15 protein-coding genes (1 of these 15 only partly in view) are annotated in these 18597 nt (G+C 54.6%); 3 read left to right on the top strand and 12 right to left on the bottom strand.

Features of this window, described 5'->3' with window-relative positions:
- From tyrS to smc, 9 genes are all read right to left on the bottom strand, one after another.
- Positions 1-603: the 5' portion of a tyrosine--tRNA ligase gene (gene tyrS / locus JZM60_RS16415; protein ID WP_207163460.1), read on the bottom strand. Its footprint begins 609 nt before the window's first position; the window shows 603 of its 1212 coding nt (coding positions 1-603); the start codon lies at positions 601-603; its stop codon lies off the left edge, out of view.
- 19 nt (positions 604-622) lie between these two features.
- Entirely contained in the window at positions 623-1408 is a 786-nt protein-coding gene (locus tag JZM60_RS16420) for a TIGR00282 family metallophosphoesterase (RefSeq protein ID WP_207163461.1), read from the bottom strand.
- Positions 1398-2960 (bottom strand): ribonuclease Y, encoded by a 1563-nt coding sequence (gene rny, locus JZM60_RS16425; RefSeq protein ID WP_207163462.1) that lies wholly within the window; start codon positions 2958-2960, stop codon positions 1398-1400. Before rny ends, JZM60_RS16420 begins: the two co-directional genes overlap by 11 nt.
- A 20-nt stretch (positions 2961-2980) precedes the next feature.
- Positions 2981-3523, bottom strand: a complete 543-nt coding sequence (locus JZM60_RS16430) for a 5-formyltetrahydrofolate cyclo-ligase (protein ID WP_338148863.1) — start codon at positions 3521-3523, stop codon at positions 2981-2983.
- A gap of 397 nt (positions 3524-3920) precedes the next feature.
- Positions 3921-4205, bottom strand: a complete 285-nt coding sequence (locus JZM60_RS16435; RefSeq protein ID WP_241426303.1) for a cell division protein ZapA — start codon at positions 4203-4205, stop codon at positions 3921-3923.
- A 5-nt stretch (positions 4206-4210) separates the two neighbouring features.
- Complete coding sequence (gene zapB / locus JZM60_RS16440; RefSeq protein ID WP_207163465.1) at positions 4211-4387, bottom strand: cell division protein ZapB; 177 nt, start codon at positions 4385-4387, stop codon at positions 4211-4213.
- Between the two features lie 61 nt (positions 4388-4448).
- Positions 4449-5501, bottom strand: coding sequence for a signal recognition particle-docking protein FtsY (gene ftsY, locus JZM60_RS16445; protein WP_207163466.1), 1053 nt, complete (start codon positions 5499-5501; stop codon positions 4449-4451).
- 1 nt (position 5502) lies between these two features.
- On the bottom strand, positions 5503-5862 hold the full coding sequence (locus JZM60_RS16450) for a roadblock/LC7 domain-containing protein (RefSeq protein ID WP_207163467.1): 360 nt from the start codon (positions 5860-5862) through the stop codon (positions 5503-5505).
- A gap of 13 nt (positions 5863-5875) precedes the next feature.
- Positions 5876-9406, bottom strand: coding sequence for a chromosome segregation protein SMC (smc, locus tag JZM60_RS16455; protein ID WP_207163468.1), 3531 nt, complete (start codon positions 9404-9406; stop codon positions 5876-5878).
- Between the two features lie 140 nt (positions 9407-9546).
- Between smc and JZM60_RS16460 the strand changes: the two genes are divergently transcribed.
- Complete coding sequence (locus JZM60_RS16460) at positions 9547-12786, top strand: YhdP family protein (RefSeq protein ID WP_207163469.1); 3240 nt, start codon at positions 9547-9549, stop codon at positions 12784-12786.
- 85 nt (positions 12787-12871) lie between these two features.
- Positions 12872-13309: a hypothetical protein gene (locus tag JZM60_RS16465; protein WP_207163470.1), complete on the top strand. Its 438-nt coding sequence runs from the start codon at positions 12872-12874 to the stop codon at positions 13307-13309.
- 35 nt (positions 13310-13344) lie between these two features.
- Here JZM60_RS16465 and JZM60_RS16470 read toward each other — a convergent pair whose 3' ends face one another.
- From JZM60_RS16470 to cdaA, 3 genes are all read right to left on the bottom strand, one after another.
- Positions 13345-14970: a B12-binding domain-containing radical SAM protein gene (locus tag JZM60_RS16470; RefSeq protein WP_241426304.1), complete on the bottom strand. Its 1626-nt coding sequence runs from the start codon at positions 14968-14970 to the stop codon at positions 13345-13347.
- A 153-nt stretch (positions 14971-15123) separates the two neighbouring features.
- Entirely contained in the window at positions 15124-16149 is a 1026-nt protein-coding gene (locus JZM60_RS16475) for a C40 family peptidase (RefSeq protein ID WP_207163472.1), read from the bottom strand.
- A gap of 93 nt (positions 16150-16242) precedes the next feature.
- On the bottom strand, positions 16243-17664 hold the full coding sequence (gene cdaA / locus JZM60_RS16480; protein ID WP_241426305.1) for a diadenylate cyclase CdaA: 1422 nt from the start codon (positions 17662-17664) through the stop codon (positions 16243-16245).
- Positions 17665-17853: 189 nt separating this feature from the next.
- Here cdaA and ubiE point away from each other — a divergent pair, with 189 nt between their 5' ends.
- Complete coding sequence (gene ubiE / locus JZM60_RS16485) at positions 17854-18573, top strand: bifunctional demethylmenaquinone methyltransferase/2-methoxy-6-polyprenyl-1,4-benzoquinol methylase UbiE (RefSeq protein WP_207163473.1); 720 nt, start codon at positions 17854-17856, stop codon at positions 18571-18573.
- The last annotated feature ends 24 nt before the right edge of the window (positions 18574-18597 follow it).

Raw genomic sequence — 18597 nt, forward strand, 5'->3', positions numbered from 1 at the left:
GCCAACCAGAAGATTGAATTTCTGATCTGTGCCGCCTAGCTCCACGTCAGCCTTAAGGGCCACAGAATCGTATCCCTGAATAAGAGGATAGAGAAATTCATGGATACTTATGGGCAGTTGGTTGGCAAACCGCTTACCAAAGTCATCTCGCTCAAGCATCCTCGCAACCGTAGACTTGGCGGCAAGCCCAATCATATCGGACGCCGTCATCTTGCTCAGCCATTCCGAATTGAAAACAACCCTTGTCTTGTCTTTGTCAAGTATCTTGAATACCTGCTCTTTATACGTCTCCGCATTTTTAAGAACGTCTTCACGAGTGAGCGCCTTGCGCGTTTCAGACTTCCCCGTCGGGTCACCAATCATCCCGGTAAAATCGCCTATGAGAAAACAGATTTCATGCCCCAACTGCTGAAACTGTCGCAGTTTATGCAAGAGAACCGTATGGCCGAGATGGAGATCTGGCGCCGTCGGGTCAAAACCGGCCTTTATCCGCAAGGGGACTCCGGTACTCAGGGATTTGCCGATTTTCTCCTCCAGTTCCTTCTCAAGGAGTATTTCCGTCGCACCGCGCTTGATAATCTCCATTTGCTCTGCTACCGACATGAAAACCTCTCCCTCCCCACTAACACGCAAGTGAAATACGTTCTATCGAAACAGCGGAACCGCTCATCTCATCTATGGCAACAACAACGCCATTGAGGCGAATGTCCTTCTTGGCAACCTCGAAGCGTATCGGCATCTGTGTCAGGAATCGCCCTATGGCCAACTCTTTTTTTACGCCGATCACCGAATCAGAACTTCCCGTCATTCCAGCATCGGTAATATAGGCTGTTCCACCGGGAAGAATCCGCTCATCAGCTGTTTGCACATGGGTATGGGTACCCACAACTACACTCACTCTTCCATCCAGGTGCCAGCCCAGAGCAACCTTCTCAGAAGTGGCTTCAGCGTGGAAGTCCACAAATATGATATTTGTCTGCTCTTTCAGTTGCTCAATCTCTTTATCGGCAGTACGGAAGGGACAATCAAGACTGTTCATGAAAACCCTTCCTTCAAGATTGAGGATACCGACACTGACCCCTCCTGCCGTCTTTACAATGGTGCTGCCTCTCCCCTTTGTCCCCGGGGGATAGTTGGCCGGTCGCACGAGACGATCTTCCCGTTGGATGAACTGGTAGGATTCCTTTTTGTCCCAGACGTGATTTCCACTTGTTAAAACATCTATTCCAAGCGAATAAAGCTCCATTGCCTTATCTTCGGTAATCCCAAACCCACCCGCAGCATTTTCACCATTGGCAACAACCAAATCAATCCTGTAGCGGTCAATGAGGCGATGAAGATCACGGGCTACGGCTTCACGGCCTGGAGCACCAACAATATCGCCGATAAAGAGAATCTTAACGGGCATACTCTATTGCCCGCGTTTCCCTGATTACATTCACCTTTATCTGCCCAGGGTAGGTCATCTCTGCTTCAATTTTCTTTGCGATGTCCTTCGCCAGAACTACCGCTCTTTCGTCAGTAACTTCGTCGCTGGAGACCATAACCCTTATTTCGCGCCCGGCTTGGATGGCAAATGAGTTATTTACACCTGTAAACGATGTGGCAATTCGCTCCAGATCATCAAGACGCTTAACGTACGTTTCCATCATCTCGCGTCTGGCACCGGGACGCGCACCGGACAGGGCATCGGCGGCCTGGACGAGGACGGCCAGAACAGTATTGGGTTTCTCATCCTCATGATGGGCCATGATGGCATGAACGATTTTGGGAGATTCCCCATATTTCCGGGCAAGCTCAGCACCGATAACTGCATGGGAACCCTCGACTTCATGATCGACAGCTTTACCGAGGTCATGAAGAAGACCGGCCCGCTTAGCCTGTTTCACGTTGATACCGAGTTCTGAAGCCATGATTCCGCAGAGGAAAGCGACCTCCAGCGAGTGCTGGTAAACGTTCTGGCTATACGAGGTACGGTACTTGAGACGTCCGATAAGCTTCAGCACTTCCGGATGAATGCCATGAACTCCCAAGTCGAAAGCAGCCTGGTCTCCCGCTTCCTTAATGGTCTGCTCAACCTCTTCCTCAGCCTTCGAAACAACCTCTTCGATGCGGCCGGGGTGAATGCGACCATCGGTAATGAGTTTTTCCAGGGCGATTTTCGCCACTTCACGACGAACCGGGTTGAACCCGGAGAGAATTACCGCCTCGGGTGTATCGTCAATAATAAGGTCAATCCCGGTAGCCGCCTCAAGCGCTCTGATATTTCTACCTTCGCGGCCAATTATCCGCCCCTTCATCTCATCGGAAGGGAGAGCCACAACCGACACGGAGCGTTCGGCAACGTATTCGCCTGCATACCGCTGAATTGCCAGGGCGATAATTTCCTTGGATTTTTTGTCTGCCGTTTCGCGGGCTTCCTCTTCGATGACTTTGATCCGCTTGGCGGCATCGAGTTTGGCCTCGCTCTCCATGGTGTCCATGAGGATTTTTTTGGCATCACCGGAAGACAGGCCGGAAATAGTCTCCAGCTTCTCCCGCTGTTCAGCTATTAGGCTGTCGAGTTTCTCTTCTTTCTGGGCAAGCCCTTGCTCCCGGCTTTGGAGCAACTGATCCTTTTTCACCTGGTCCGCATCACGTTGATCAAAAAGGTTCATCTTCTTGTCAAGATTTTCTTCCTTCTGCTGAAGGCGCTTCTCCAGCGCCTGGAGGTCTTTACGCTTTTCCTTTGCTTCACGTTCTGCTTCTGCCTTGGCCTGGTAGACCTCATCTTTTGCCTTAAGTTCCGCTTCCTTGGTTATTGTTTCTGCTTCGCGCTTAGCGTCTTCGACAATTTTTGACGCAAGGTCTTCAGCCTTGTTAACGAGAGTGTCCGAAAGCCGCTTTCGAAGCACGTTCCCGAGAAAGTAACCAAGCCCGCCGGCTGCCAGGATAAGAAAAATGGCGATTTCTATCTTCAAATTCTTATACCTCCTTTGATCTATTGATAACCGCGAAGATTAAGAACCTTCTTCTCGGTAATGATGGTATCGACCGCTACATCGTGAGGTTCTGCGACAATTTCATCAACCAGCTGAAAATCGTAGCAGAACCCGACAAGTTTACCGCTGCCTTCAAGCGCATGCAGCGCCCTGTCGTAATATCCTTTTCCAAACCCCACCCTTTTCCCGAACCGGTCAAAGGCAACTCCAGGGATTACTATGAGGTCGGCCTCATCGGGTGAGTAGGCCGCACCGCTATGGCATGGCTCGCTTATTCCGAAAGCTCCCCTGGTCATATCATGAGGACCGGCAACACTGATGAAACTAAGCTGCTCCCCACAGACAACCGGAAAAAGGACGATCTTGCCTTCCCTCAGAGCAGCCATCATGACGGCCTGCGTCTCCACCTCACCACGTACCGGCGAATAGAGAGCAATGATGCGTGCCTTTGCAAAGGAGGGCATTGCCATGAATGACTGCTGAATAATGTCCCCGGAAACTTTTCTTTCCTCAGCAGACAACTCGCGGCGCTGCGCAAGCATGAATTGCCGCAGCGTTCTTTTTGGCATTCAGGCCTTTCAGAACAACATAAATAAGAAAAAAACAATGAAAACAGGCAGGACGGAATTCGTCCGTGGATCGGGGTCTCCGGCAGGAGAGCGAGGCAGGAAAGAGTGACCAGCTAACAGAGGCGGGTGATGCTTCTCGGGTAAATAGATTGTGGCGTGTGGCTACGGTATTACGGCGATCGTACTTACCCTTTCGGCAACGGATGAACTTCTGCAGCTGCTATCAGTAAAACAGGAGTGCCTTGCAACATGCTAGCGTCAAAGCCTTTTCTGCTGTAACTGATCAAACTTTCAGGACCAACCGGACAACTACTATAATAAAATCTCCCTTCAGGAGACCGCGAAACCCAAGCGATTGCAACAGAGCATTTCAAGGCAAAGTGTTGTCAATACGCTGAATGAGATGCTGAATGCCTGCGTTGCCCGAATGTTTGCACTCATCAAGCTCCCGTGAAAGAGAGAGGCATGATTCGGCCAGATTCATGAGCGCTATAATCACAGGCACATTGGGATCGCCGACTACAGGCACCGATGCCTGGGCCTCAGCAATCGTGCGATTAACCAGCGCTTCAACTTCCCGGACATGTTCGGAAGAGGCCGCGCTCTTAACGGTAATCTCCTTACCAAGCACACTGATGCGGTGCGAAGCCTTCACGGACGTCAAATCCCTTCAAGCTTCCTCAGGATGCCGTCAACCTTGGCCTTGACAGCATCGCGCTCATTCAGAAGCCGGCTGTTTTCCTCTCGAAGCGTATTATTTTCCTGTTTAAGAGAAATATACCGTTCAACAAGAGTTTCAACACGCTGTTCAAGGTTGGCAAGCAGTTCAGTGTCCATTGGGGGGATACCTTTTTTTGGGATGAAATAGTATTGCAGAGCACCCGTGAAGTCAAGGCAATTATTGGAAGAGAGCCTCCACGAACTCGGCCGGATCGAAGTCGCGCAGATCGTCTACCCCCTCGCCGACGCCAATATATCTGATGGGAATCCGAAACTCATTACAGATAGCGGCGACAATTCCTCCCTTAGCGGTTCCGTCCAGCTTTGTCAGGGCGATGCCGGTAACGTGGGCCGCTTCCTTGAAAAGCTTGGCCTGCGAAATGGCATTCTGGCCCGTGGCGGCATCAAGCACGAGAAGCGTTTCGTGGGGAGCGCCGGGGAGCTCGCGCCCCATGATGCGGTAGACTTTTTTGAGTTCCTCCATCAGATTGACTTTGGTATGAAGCCGTCCCGCCGTATCCACAATGAGGATATCGGCCTTGCGCGCCACTGCGGCCTTGATACCATCGTACACCACGGCCGACGGATCGGCTCCCTCCTTATGGCGAACCACATCGCAGCCTACCCGCTCACCCCATATCTCAAGCTGTTCGGCGGCCGCGGCACGGAACGTGTCTCCAGCGGCCAGTATGACTTTTTTCCCCTCACGGGAGAAGCGAGCGGCAAGCTTGCCGATCGTAGTCGTCTTGCCGACACCGTTGACACCGATAACCATGATAACAAAGGGCGAAGCGGAATCTACTGCCATAGGCGGCGCCGCATTGTTCAACCTCTTGAATATTTCCTCCTTGAGGGTTTCACGCAGTGCGGCTCCGTCTTTAAGCTCGTTGCGTGAAAGACGCTCCTCGAGGGTGCGGATAAGTTCCACTGTGGTCTGGACACCGATGTCAGCTGTGATGAGGATCTCCTCAAGCTCTTCCAGCGTGTCGGCATCGATCTCTTTCTTGCCGAGGACAAGCCGGTCGATCTTTCCCACGAAACTGTCACGGGTCTTACTGAGCCCCTGGCGCAAACGCTCGAACAGGCCGGGTTTTCGCTCCCGGGTCGCCTCGTCGCTATCAGACAGGGCCGGCGCGGCCTCTTCCAGTGCGGGAGTCACCTCTTCAGGATTTTCATCTCCGGTGATTTTTTTCCACAGGCCCTTAAAGAACCCTTTCCCTTCCTCCGCCATATCAATAAATCTCCTTCACAAGAATATCCCTTACCTGCCTGAACCTGACCATGGCGCGGCCGGGAATCGCATCGCGCCCGAGGGTTAACAGCAGGCTGTAGTCATCGCCTACGGCCGCAAGGACAACGCGCTGACCGGCCATGGTAATGGTCGTCTCGCTTACCGGATCGCCGGGAATACGGCCGTGTAAATCTTTTATCCTGTTCAGGATGATTCCCATATGAGCCGCCATTATTTTAAGATCATAGTCATCCATGGTGGCAACGCAATCTACCGCCTCACCCTCCCAGTCGGCGAGGATTGCCCCGGTGGCCCCGGGAACGGATTGGACAAGATCAGTCAGAATATTTTTAAATGACACCGTTCGCTCTCCTCTAATTCAGTTTAACGGAGACAATCTTCGACACCCCCGGCTCTTCCATGGTAACGCCGTAAAGGGTGTCGGCAACCGCCATGGTTGCCTTGTTGTGAGTAATGATGATGAACTGGGATATTTCGCTCATCTCCCGCACCATGTCATTGAACCGGCCGATGTTGGCATCGTCCAGGGGAGCGTCCACCTCGTCGAGAAGGCAGAATGGGGAAGGCTTGATGAGGAAGATGGAAAATACGAGCGCCACGGCCGTCAGGGCTTTCTCGCCACCGGAAAGGAGGGTCACGTTCTGGAGTTTCTTGCCGGGCGGCTGGACAATTATGTCGATGCCGGTTTCCAAAAGGTCTTCTTCGTTGGTGAGCCTCAATTCGGCGCGTCCGCCGCAGAACAGGCGCGGGAAAACCTCCATGAATTTTTCGTTCACCAGATTGAAGGTTTCGAGGAAGCGCTTCCGCGTGGTGCGGTTGATCCTCTGGATCGCCTGTTGGAGCGAATGGAGCGATTCCTCCAGATCGGCTTTCTGCCCCGCAAGAAAGGTGGAACGCTCGTCCAGCTCCCGGTACTCCTCGATTGCGGTCAGGTTCACCTCTCCCATCTCGTCGATGAGGCGGGCCAACTCCGCCTGCCGTTCGGCAACAGGTTCCTCTTCGTGGGTTTGCCCGGCGTACTCCGGCAACAGGGGCTGCATCTCCAGCCGGTATTTCTCCATGAGCGACGTAACCAGGTGATTGAGTTCCATGGTCTGCTCCGACAGCTTGAGCCTATCCGCAGAAACCGCGTTTTTTGCCTGTTCGGCAAGGCTACGAAGCTCGCGGATAGCGACCTCTTCGCCCCGGAGCGTTTCAGTCAGGCCATCGAACTCACCCTTAAGGGCCAGGCTGGATTCTTCGGCTTCGGCGTGGCGGGCAAGTAGAGATTTGAGCTCGTTCTCCCCTTCGGCAAGGAGAGTGACAAGCCGCTCCCTCTCCTGGCGGCAACGCTCCTGCTCATCAAGGTGTCCGGCGCTCCGTCCCTGAAGGTCGGCGATGAGCTCCTCTGTCTGCTTCAATGCCCGTCCGGCCGCCTCTTTCTTCTCACGGAGCTGGGCCCCCCTGACCTTCAGGCTGGTGACCGATTCGCGCGCCGCATCAATTTCCCGCTTCCTGACAATGAGCATCTCCTGGCAGCGTTCCAGCTCCGCCTCCAGCAGCCCCTTTTTCTCCTCACGGGCAATCCTGCGGCTGTCAGCGTCGGCAATCTCGCTCTCGAGGGATTCGCGCTCCTCGCAGAGCTGGTCATTCTCCATGTCGGCAACCGAGATACGCTCCTCGATCCGCTGCACCTCTTCCCTTGCCCGCAGAAGGTCCTTCTCGGAATTAACGAGTTGAATGTCGGCCTGGTGGAGTTTCTGGCGCACATCACGCAGCTCGTCCTCAACATCGGCCCTTTCCCGGCGGGCCTGATCCCGTGAAGCCTCAAGATCGCGAACCACTGCTGACAGATGCTCAACTTCACCGGTAAGTTCACGGATCTCCCGCTTTTTGTGGACAAGCCCCGAGCCGGCACCCTCTGCCGAGCCACCGCTCACCACCCCTCCACCAAAGGCCACGTCTCCCTCTGAAGTGACGAACGTGCCCTGGGGATACCGGCGCGCAAGGTTGCAGGCGGTTTCAAGGTCGTTGACAAGGTACGCATCCGACAGCAGTGGCGCGACAACTTCCTCTTGACCGGCAGCAATGGTAATGCGGGACAGGAGCGGGACGGCCCCCTCCGGGGCGGGTCCGTTGCCGGGGGGGGCAGGATTCCCCGCCACAAGGGCGCAGCGGCCGCCGCCGCTCTCCCGGAGAAAGGCAACGGCGTTGAGAGCATCGGCAACACTGGGGCAGACTACGTACTGGAGCCGCTCGGCCAGCACTGTTTCAAGAGCGGCCTCAAACTCGGGAGATGTTTCCACGAAATCGGCGACGACCCCACCGAAGCGCCCCCTGAACCGTTCGGCCAGGAGCAGGTTTCTGACCCCCTCGCCGTAGCCGGCGAACTGGGACTCCAACTCCTGAAGCGAATGAAGCCGCGACGATTTCCTGCTAAGTTCGTCACGCCGGGCAGCAACGTCATGATCGAGCTCGGCAAGGCGCTCCCGAAGCTCGGCTTCACGGCGCGCAAGCAGCGGAAGAAGCTCCTCATGCCCGGCCTTCTCACCGGCAAGACCGGCGACGATCTTTTCAAGTTCCGCGACCCGGCCAGTCGACTCCACGAGCCGTTCGTTCAGCAGAACACCCTCGCGCTGGTTCCGCTCTACCCGTTCGGCAAGAGCTTCCAGTCGCCGGGAGGCAGCCGTGCGCTGATTATTGAACTGGGCCACCTCGGCAAGGAGAGAGAAAAGTTCCCGCTTTACCTCTTCAAGGCCGGTGACGAGTTCCCTCTCGGCAGCGGCCATATCTTCCAGCTCCTTCTCACGCAGAAGGAGCGAATCTTCTTCCCCCGCCGCCTCCACGGCAAAAGCGCCGCTTTGCTCAACCAGGCGCTTGAGTTCTTCGCCTGCGGCGGCAAGCCGGCTCTCCAATCCCGTGAGCTCCGTTCCAAGGCGCTCCTGCTGACGCTCCAGCCCGCCAAGTTCTTTGCGCTGGAACTCAACCCTGCTCTCATATCGCTGGATGTCACCCTTGATCCGGAACACCCCCTCCTGTGCATCGGCCAGAGATTTTTCCCGTTCCAGAAGGGCCAGACGCCTTTCATCCAGCACCAGTTCACGGCGCTCCAAGTCCGTCGATAGCGCATCAGCCCTGGAAACGTGCTGGCGCAGGGCTTCCTCAACCTCTTCCTTTGCGGCATCGAGGGCGATAAATCGCCTCACCATGGATGCCACCTCGATCTGCTTGAGTTCCTCGCGGTATTCTCTGAATCGCTCCGCCTTTTTCACCTGGCGCTGAAGCGAGTTCAGCTGGCGACGGATCTCGGCCAGGATGTCGCCGATGCGCAGGAGATTCTGCCGGGTGAGATCAATCTTTTTCAGGGCCACCTGCTTCTTGGCCTTGAATTTGGTAACTCCGGCAGCCTCCTCGATGATGAATCTCCGCTCCTCGGGCTTGGAGTGAAGAAGCATCCCGATCTTTCCCTGCTCGATAATGGAATACGCCCGGGCCCCGACACCGGTGTCCATGAAAAGCTCGGTGATATCCATGAGCCTGCAGGGAGTCTTGTTAAGGAAGTAGTCGCTCTCGCCATCCCGGTAGAGGCGCCGCGTCACCTGGATCTCGCTGTAGTTCAGGTATTTTGCGGGGACCCGTCCGTCATCGACGGAAAAGACCATGGAAACCTCGGCCATGCCGAGGGGCTTGCGGGACTCGCTCCCGCCGAAGATGATGTCCTCCATCGACTTGCCGCGGAGGTTCTTTGCGGACTGCTCCCCCATTACCCAGCGGATGGCGTCAACCACGTTGGATTTACCACAGCCGTTAGGACCGACGATACCGGTGATCCCTTGCTGAAAGTCGAGGGAGACCTTGTCGACGAACGACTTGAAGCCGGATATGTCAAGGCGTTTGATTCTCATAAATTGCGTCATAGTAGCAGAGAGAGCAGCGAGAATGCAACCGGGCCGACACATCCATTCGCGCGAAGATGGTTGCCTCCCGGTGCGGGTGGGGGGTATACTTTGTAAGTTTTCAGATCGAACGAAAGGCCCCGCCCGTCATGATTTCCCGCCGTACCAAGATTCTTCTGTTCGCCATTGTTGCAGCCCTCGGGATAATCGCCGGAGGCATTGCCGCGATTTTTCTGGCACGATTCCACGAACTCGACACCTATAAGGGTCGTATTCTCGCCGAAGTCCAGAAGAGCCTAAACCGTCAGGTTACGTACGAAAAAGGGGATGTGACCCTCCACTTCACGCCCGCCTTCACCTTTACCAAAGTCGTCATAAAAGAACGGGACGGGCTGTCGGCCTTTGCCACCGCGGAAAAGGTCAGCTTTCGGCTTGCGCTCCTGCCGCTCTTGAACAACAAGGTTGTCATCAGAAAACTCGATGTGGAACAGCCGGCAATACGGATTGTCCGATACAAAGACGGCAAATTCAACATAAGCGATTTGCTGGATGAGAAAAAGGGCGCGGCTCCGGTGGGGCTGAAGGGGATAAGAATACGCCGGGGTGACATTACAATCGTTGACCATGCCGCGTCGCCCAATGGTGTGCAAACCGCCCTCCAACAGACCGATCTCGAACTGGGCCGGCTTACGCGCGGCAAAAAAACCGATTTCGATATCACGACTACGGTGGTACAGCGGGACGGCAAGGCAGAACTCTCCGCCAAGGGCGCCATCCGTCTTCCGCTCAAGGGCCGCCCCATGACGGAAACTGATCTGGATGCCAAGATCAATGCCAGGAAACTCTCCGCTGCACACTACTGGCCGTACTATGGCAAGTATGTACCCTTCGCACCCATGGTGGGGAGTTTCGACGTCAAAGGCTCGCTCCACGGAACCGTGGCGGATTTCACTTCAAAGGGGACAATCCGCGTAGCCGGTTTGCGTTTTTCCTACCCCGAGGTGTTCCATGCCGTTCTCACCCCCCATGATCTGCAGCTTGACTACACGCTTGAGCGCAACCGGCATGAGGTTAACGTTTCTTCTGTGGACTTTCGCATGGACGGTCTATTGGTCAGGGGGAGTTGCGCAATCAAAAACATCGACACGAAAGATCCGCGGATCGTTGCCAGGGCCACCATGGCCCCCTTCAAGCTGGAGCGGTTTTTCCACTATATTCCATTCGGCATTATCGCTGATGGTCCGTCACAGTTCATCGAACAGCACATCAAAGCAGGGACTTACAGGCTGGACGAAGGGCATCTCGACGGCAGAATCAGCCAGATCCTCCACATGGAGAAAGACCGGAATTACAATATCCTCACCATCAAAGCCCACGCCCTGGAGGGAGGCGTCGTGGATATGGGGGACGGAGTCCCCGCCTTTAACAGCATCAAAGGGGAGCTTGAGCTGTCGGGCAAGAACTTCATCCTGCGCAACATGTCGGGTAAATTCGGTACCTCGCCCTTTACCCTCAACGGCATGATTGCCGACTACCCCCTTGAGACACCTTCATTTTATCCGTTCAGCGCGCTGTTCTCCCCCCAATATCCCGAAATAACCTGGCTCCTAGGAAAGCAAGCAGGGGACAAGCTCTCCTTTACGGGCGACACAACACTCCGACTCACCGGTCAGGGGCACACGTCCGCCTATACACTGTCCGGCGACTGGAATCTGGCAAACGCCGGTTACCGGATGACCAATATCATTGCCAAGCCTGCCGGACTCGCCAACAACCTTTCCTTCAGGATGAACCTCGCGGAAACCGGAATTGACGCCTTCTCTTGCCAGTACCAGCTTCCACCGCTCTCGCTTGCCTTGTCGGCCCGCTTTCAGCCGGGAAGGGACATACCGGCAAAGCTTGACATCAGGACGAACCAGTTCGAAATATCCTCGCTTGCCCCGCTCATGCCCCGGGTCAACCCGTACCACCCCCAGGGAAACATGCAGATAAACGCCCATGCCGACGGGAATGCAGAAACCTTCGACGGCCTCAACTGGCGGGGGAATGTAACCTTGTCGGGCGCATCATTCAAACCAATAAACGATATCAAACGCCTGCACAACATTACCGGGGGCGTCAGTTTCCAGGGAAACTCACTGGAAACTCCGCGGCTTTCGGCAATGCTCGGCAGCTCGCTCATCTTCGGCAAGGGAACCGTCACCAATCTCGACAACCCTGAATTTTCCCTTGAATTCACCGCCCCCACCCTCGACGTGGCCGACCTCGGCCTGGCGCCCTCCGAAGGCAAAGCACCGAAGGTCAGGAATGTTCAGGGTATCGTGTCGTTTGCCGACGACATCGTCAGGATCAAATCCCTCTCCGGCAAGGTTAATGAATCATCGCTATCCCTCAAAGGAACCGTGGAACATCTGAAAAACCCTCGACTCGACATTGCCGTCACCTCTCCATTCCTGGATATTGAGGACATTCTACTGCTTACCCGGCTGGAACCGGAACGGAACGATGGAGGACGGGAGAGTGCCGCCACTATCAAGGCTTCCGTCAACGCGGAAGAGCTGAAGTTACAGAACATGAAGGTTCGGCAGTTCCATACCGTTGCCATGTTGGAGAACCGGATACTTTACCTTCAACCCGTCGAGTTCGCGGCCTTCGGCGGACGGTTCGAGGGGAAATTCCGCGCTGACTTCGGCTCCAACGGGTCGCCCCGCTACCAGACAAATTTCAAAGCCGAGAAGGTTTCCGCCGAAGAACTGGTTCAGGCGTTGGAACTAAGACTTCACAACGAGATAATTACCGGCAACCTTGCGCTCGATGCCGACTTAACGGCCAAGGGAAAATCCGCCGACGAACTGAAACGCTCCATACTGGGCAATGTGAAGCTGCATCTCCAGGAGGGGAAGTTGAGACAATTCTCGGTCCTCTCGAAAATATTCTCCATCCTCAACGTGTCGCAACTCTTCAAATTCCAGCTCCCCGACATGGTGTCGGACGGCATGCCCTATAACCGCATCAATGCCAATCTGGCCCTAAGGGACGGCGTCATATCATCCCAGGATATCCTCATCGACAGCAACGCTATGAACATCTCAGTCGTGGGCTCAATCAACCTCGTAAAAGAGGAAATCGATGCCACCATTGGCGTGCAACCTCTCCAGACCGTCGATAAGGTGGTAAACCGGATTCCGATCGTCGGCTGGATACTCACCGGAGAGGACAAACACCTGATTTCCACCTACTTCGAAGCAAAAGGGAAGTGGAACAACCCTGCCGTAAGCGCCGTTCCGGTCAAATCCATGGCCAAGGGGGTTCTCGGCATCTTCAAACGGGTGTTCCAGCTCCCGGGCAAGCTGATAACCGACACTGGCGAAGTCATCATCGGGAAATAACAGGCTTTTTTTGCTATTGTAAAACATTTGGGACCTATGATAATGTCCACAACTGGTAATACGTACATCATACAGGAGGATACAGGTGAAAAAGACATTGTTGGTTGCACTTGCAGTCGCATCGCTCGCCGCAGCCGGATGCAAGGAGAAGCCGAAAGCCCCTGAGACCGCCATGCCCCAAGAGGGCGGCATGCCCGCACAGCCTGGTCAGGGTCAAATGCCACAAGATGCAGTTCACGGCGGGGCCAATCCCCACGCCGGCCTGAAGCCCGTTGAAATCCCAGCCGGGGCCGGCCACAAGGGCAAGGTTGTCTCCACCATGGACGCTGCCGGATACACCTATCTTGAGGTTGAAGAGAAGGGGCAGAAAATCTGGGTTGCCATCATGCAAACCAAAGTGAAAGTTGGTGAAGAGGTTGAGTTCCCTGATTCTCCTCCCATGCTCAACTTCCACAGCAAGACCCTGAACCGGACTTTCGAAAAAATCATTTTCGCTCCGGGCGTCAGGATCGCCGGCAAATAGCATCTGCTTATCCATTAAAAAAAGGCGGCACCCTGTCAGGGTCCGCCTTTTTTCTTGCCGGATCTTCTTGATACACTCTTCAGGCGCTCCTCAACAAGAGGATCGTATGGGTTCAGCCCCCTCGCCGCCTCGTACCAACGATGGGCGCCGTTTCGGTCCCCCAGCTCCTGACACAGGTCACCAAGCGCCAGATGCGCCGGAACGTATCCAGGGACGATTGAAAGGACCCTTGAAAAAGCTTCTTTTGCGGATTTCACATCCCCCTGCAAACCGAAGAGACCTCCCTGTGCCAGCCACCCCCACGGGTTTTCCGGTTCCCGCTCTACGATCTCACGATAAAGTTCCGCCGCCTGTCCTTCCCGGCCTTTATCCTCAAGCCATTCCCCCTGGGCGAGATTTGTCCCGTGGCAATATCCCAAAAGCTCACGTTGGGAGGCAAAATCGGCCTGAGTAAAGCGGGCCTTCCTCCCGACCCGGGTCAGTGCCCGCAGGAGAGTCTCCCCAGAACGGGCCACGAACGGATCACTGCGCACATACTGAGCCTCTCCATGATCCCTCTCGAACAGATCAGCCGCCACTTTGCCCAGTCTCACCGCTTCGTCGAATATCGCAGTGCCGGGATAGTACGCAAGGGGGGCCACCTGGCCATCATGGGGACGTATCTCGTTCACGAGTCTCAGCGTTGCATCAACATCCTCGTCGGTTTCTCCCGGCACACCGGTAATGAGATAAATGGAAAGGTTTATGCCGGCCCGCCGGGTCGCCCCGGCCGCCGTTCGCACCTGCTGGGGAGTGATTCTCTTGCCGAGCCGGGCGAGAATCCGCTCCGATCCGGATTCGACTCCGTACTGGACGCATTCGCAACCGGCCCGCCGCATCCAGAGCAGCATCTCCTCGTCGACGGCATTAACCCGGGATTGACAATTCCAGAGGATATAGACCTTTTCCTTCAGAAGCAGCTTGCAGAATTCAATAACCCGGTCCTTTCGGACGGTAAAGGTATCGTCGCGGAGGGAAAAGTAGATGAGCCCATAGCGGTCGCGGATTGTCCGTATCTCATCGACCATGGAACGGGGAGAACGAAACCTTAGCCCCGCCCCCCAGAATCGCGGTGAAGAACAAAAGCGGCAGGCGGCAGGACATCCCCGCGAGGTGATGATGAATTCAAGCTGCCTGGGGATGTCGCACCCCCAGGCATCGTCCATATAGCGAACCGGCGGCGGAAGCGCGTCAAGATCCGTAATGGGCGAACGCTGCGAATGGCTCACCCCGGCCCCCTGCCGAACGGCAAGGCCGTCAATGCCTGCCAAGTTCCCGCGGTATTCCAAGGCACGCACAAGGGTAAGGAACGTCTCTTCACCTTCGCCGAGGACAACGGCATCCACCTCACGATGTTTCGCGAGGATGGTTTCGAAGGAGTGTGTTGCATGGGGGCCGCCCAATACGATTACACAGGCAGGGTCGATCTTTTTTGCCAAAGCGGCCAGCCTGAGCGACTCAAAGCGATTATGGGTAAAAACCGATATACCGAGGACATCGGGACGCTCCCGCCGCAGAAACTCCTCCACCTCGCGCCAGGACACCCCGGAAAGGTTGGCCAGACGGGATTCAAAGCCGTTCTCGCGCAATACCCCATTAACGTAGCCAAGCCCCGTTGGCATCAGGGAGGTAAACGGATCCCTCGCCCCCTCCGGATGTGGTCTATAAACAAGTAGTATCCGCACCGCTAAACGTCCTCATAAGGAGTAACATTGAAAACCTAAAAAAAAATCCGGCCACAGGGACCGGATTTTGTTGCGTGTGTGCAGAACAAATCACTGCAGAAGGCTGACGCCAAGGGTGTCATTTGTCAGGATATCTTCCAGACTCTCTTCTTCAACTCCGGTCACAAGGTCATCAAGCGTAAGCACATCGGGATTGACCGCAGTAATCCGCTTTGCGCCAATAAACCTCGACCGGTAATAGGGGGTATCGACGGAAGAAATGACTACCCGGCGATCTCGGGAAGATGCGTGAATCATCTTGTTGTTGCCGAGATAAATGCCAACATGGGACGGAAAGCGTGCATAGGTCTGGAAAAAGAGAAGATCCCCCTTCTGAAGATCTCCGGGTGCAACCGCACTCCCCACGTGAAATTGCTCACGGGCAGTACGGGGCAGCGTAACATCGAGCTCGCGGAACACATGCTGTACGAAACTGGAACAGTCAAGCCCATTTCGAGAGGTACCGCCGAAACGGTACTTAGTGCCGATAAAACTGTAAGCTGTTTTCTTGAGTTCGGAAATACCGTTAACTTCGAGATTGACGCTTTTCGTAAAATCGGCGGTATTGTCCGGAGTAATATCCATCAATTCATTCAGGGTTTGCTCGTATTCTTTTTCATTATAAATATCAAGGTGTTTAAGCGGCTTCTTCAGGGTGAGCTTAGATACCGAAGCATCGTCAGGCTCCACAGCACGGAGCGCCAGGACCTGGCCCGGCTTGAGCCGGCTCTTGCCGATTTTATTGAGATGTTTCAATTCGCTTACGGAAATTCCGGTCTTGCGAGCAACCCTTGTCAGGGTATCACCCTTCCTGACCTTATACGTTTCGGCCCGCAAAGAACCAGCGCTGCCCGCGCTCGCCAGACGGGGAGGAATTACGAGCACAGCTCCCGGCTTGATGCGTGAATTTGTAAGGTTATTGGCAGACTTAAGATCTTTGATGCTGACGTGGTATTTCTTGGCGATGGAAGATACTGTTTCGTTTTTTCTGATCTTGTGGGTTTTAGCGGCGTGGGACAGGGCGGGAAAGGCTAAGAGGATCATTGACAGCGCGACAAGTCGCAATCGAATACTCATATCCCCTCCTTTGTTTTAATAAATCACAGCGAACATTCACTTTTTATAACACACCGACATAATACTGTCAAACTTTTATTCCCCTCGACGCCTTTACCGCCTTCCGGTGGTGACTATTCGCACCCGAACCGGCTCGTCATGCAGGATTCTCAGTTGCGGAGATGGAGATATGAGCCTAGCTTCAGCAACCGTCCCCTGATGGACCTCGTCAAGGTTCACTACTTCAGTTTTAATTGTCTCAATACCACCCAGTACGTGTTCAGGACCTTCCACAATCACTTCAGAGGGCTCGACCCGCACCATCTTGATCCGTTGCCGTCCGGGCAGGGAGCCCTTCAGCACTGGACGAATTTTCAGAGGTTTTTGAATTTTCCTCCCTATGGTCACCTTTACCACCGAGGGGTTAATGCTGGTGACCACTACGCCCAGGGGAAGATTAAGATTGTCATCGCTTATGGCCAGGGTGTTGCTGCCACTCCTCACTCCGGAAAGGTCCAGGTCTGCCACCACATCCAGCTGATTCGGCGAAGGAATCAAGCTCGAAAAAACTTTAAGTTGAACCTGGGCATCTTCCGGCGTGCTCTTTAGCAGGACAGCATCAGCCGGCAGATTATGAAATTTGACGGGGACGGTAACCGTAAAAATGCCCCCTTGTTTAGTTGTTATGATAAGCCAGCTGATCAGCACCACCAGCGTAGTAACAAGCTTTGGGCCCAGATTGCGGAAAAGTCTCTGCCGGATGGTAATATGCACTTTTTCCTGGCGCTGGGGATAGAGAAGCCTCTGGAGCCTCTCCGCCAAATTTTCGGCCGACCCGATTTGCTCAAAATCACCTGCAATAGCCAGGCCAACCTCACCACGCTCTTCGGAAACAATCACCACGACAGCATCACAACGCTCACTGAGGCCGATGCCTGCCCGGTGCCTGGTGCCAAAGTGCCGCGGAAGCTCCGTTTTAGAGGAAAGCGGCAAGTGGCATGACGCCAGAGCGATGCGTCCCTCTTTTACAATGATGGCGCCGTCGTGAAGCGGGGTGCCGTCCTGGAACAAGCTTTCAATAAGCTGGCCATTGGGAACGCTGTCGAGCCGCACCCCGTGCAGCAGATAATCATCGGGGGATTCCTGACGCTGAAAAACAATGATTGCGCCGGTCCGTGCCTTGGCTAGCCGAAAAACGGTGCCGGAAAGATCGGCGAGATCGATTTGCCCTCCCCCATCCTGTCTTCCGAAAAAGTTTCTCAACAGACTGAAACGGTAGAGCGCCTGCCGAATTTCAGCCTGAAAAATGACAATTATCAGAACGAAAAGAACTGTGCCCAACTCTTGAAGGATCCAACTCGTCATGAAAAGCCCCAGGTTCCGGGTGACGAAATAGACCCCCACAAGAAAGACCATGCCGATGAGGACTTGCATGGCCCGGGTATGCCTGAACCAACTGTAAAGCTGATAGGCGAGGAAACTCATTATTATGATGTCGGCGATATCCTGCCACCGAATGAGAGAAGCTATCTGCACTGGCCTTTCCTTTCGCCGGATTCGTCCCCCACGCAGCGGAATACCTCCGCAGAGAAACGGGCGACCAGGTTCCGAAGTCCGTTTTTGCTGGCACGGAACATGGCTTTGTGCTATGAATGACTGGTTTTATATGCTGGGAAAAGTCGAATTTTATACCATCTTTACCCTTAAAAGGACAGAAAATTTACAATGTATAAACTAAGCGAAAAAGGTGAGCAGATCAGAGAAATGTTCTCGGACATCGCTCCCCGGTACGACTTTCTCAACCGTCTCCTGAGCTTCGGCATTGATCGCCGCTGGCGGCGGCTTGCGGTAAAATGCACCCGCTGGACCGAAGGCGGGCGGATACTGGACGTGGCGACGGGGACCGGCGATGTCGCCCTGGAAATCGCACGACAAACACCCGATTCGGTGTCCATCGTCGGCATTGACATTACAGAAGGAATGATAGTTCTCGGCCGCGAGAAAGTGGCGCAATCCCCCTATGCAAAACGGATAACCCTCGAGATTGCCCCATGCGAAGCGATCCCCTTCCCCGACAACACTTTTGACTCGGTCACCATCGCGTTCGGCATCCGCAACGTTGTCGACAGGCGCCAGGGGCTGGCAGAGATGCACCGCGTGCTGAAGCCCGGCGGCAAGGCCGTTATTCTCGAATTTTCAACCCCCCGCTGGCAGATCTTCAAAAAAATATATTACTTCTATTTTCTGAAGGTATTGCCGGCAATCGGCGGATTGTTTTCCAATTTCAGCGCCTATAAATATCTGCCCGATTCCGTGCTTGAGTTCCCTTCCCAAGAGGAATTCAAGGGCATGATGACCGGCGTAGGGTTCAGCACAACGACCCACCGCAATCTCACCTGCGGAATCGCAACAATCTACACAGGGGAAAAAGCTCCCAATATCTGACGCTTTCTTGACACCATGCCGTTA

This window comes from Geobacter benzoatilyticus (assembly GCF_017338855.1).
Taxonomy (GTDB): Bacteria; Desulfobacterota; Desulfuromonadia; order Geobacterales; family Geobacteraceae; genus Geobacter; species Geobacter benzoatilyticus.

Coding starts and splice junctions, on each gene's coding strand:
- JZM60_RS16420 (WP_207163461.1), bottom strand. CDS start 1,408: ATGCCCGTTAAGATTCTCTTTATCGGCGATATTGTTGGTGCTCCAGGC.
- JZM60_RS16430 (WP_338148863.1), bottom strand. CDS start 3,523: ATGCTTGCGCAGCGCCGCGAGTTGTCTGCTGAGGAAAGAAAAGTTTCC.
- zapB (WP_207163465.1), bottom strand. CDS start 4,387: ATGGACACTGAACTGCTTGCCAACCTTGAACAGCGTGTTGAAACTCTT.
- ftsY (WP_207163466.1), bottom strand. CDS start 5,501: ATGGCGGAGGAAGGGAAAGGGTTCTTTAAGGGCCTGTGGAAAAAAATC.
- smc (WP_207163468.1), bottom strand. CDS start 9,406: ATGAGAATCAAACGCCTTGACATATCCGGCTTCAAGTCGTTCGTCGAC.
- JZM60_RS16460 (WP_207163469.1), top strand. CDS start 9,547: ATGATTTCCCGCCGTACCAAGATTCTTCTGTTCGCCATTGTTGCAGCC.
- JZM60_RS16470 (WP_241426304.1), bottom strand. CDS start 14,970: ATGCCAACGGGGCTTGGCTACGTTAATGGGGTATTGCGCGAGAACGGC.
- JZM60_RS16475 (WP_207163472.1), bottom strand. CDS start 16,149: ATGAGTATTCGATTGCGACTTGTCGCGCTGTCAATGATCCTCTTAGCC.
- ubiE (WP_207163473.1), top strand. CDS start 17,854: ATGTATAAACTAAGCGAAAAAGGTGAGCAGATCAGAGAAATGTTCTCG.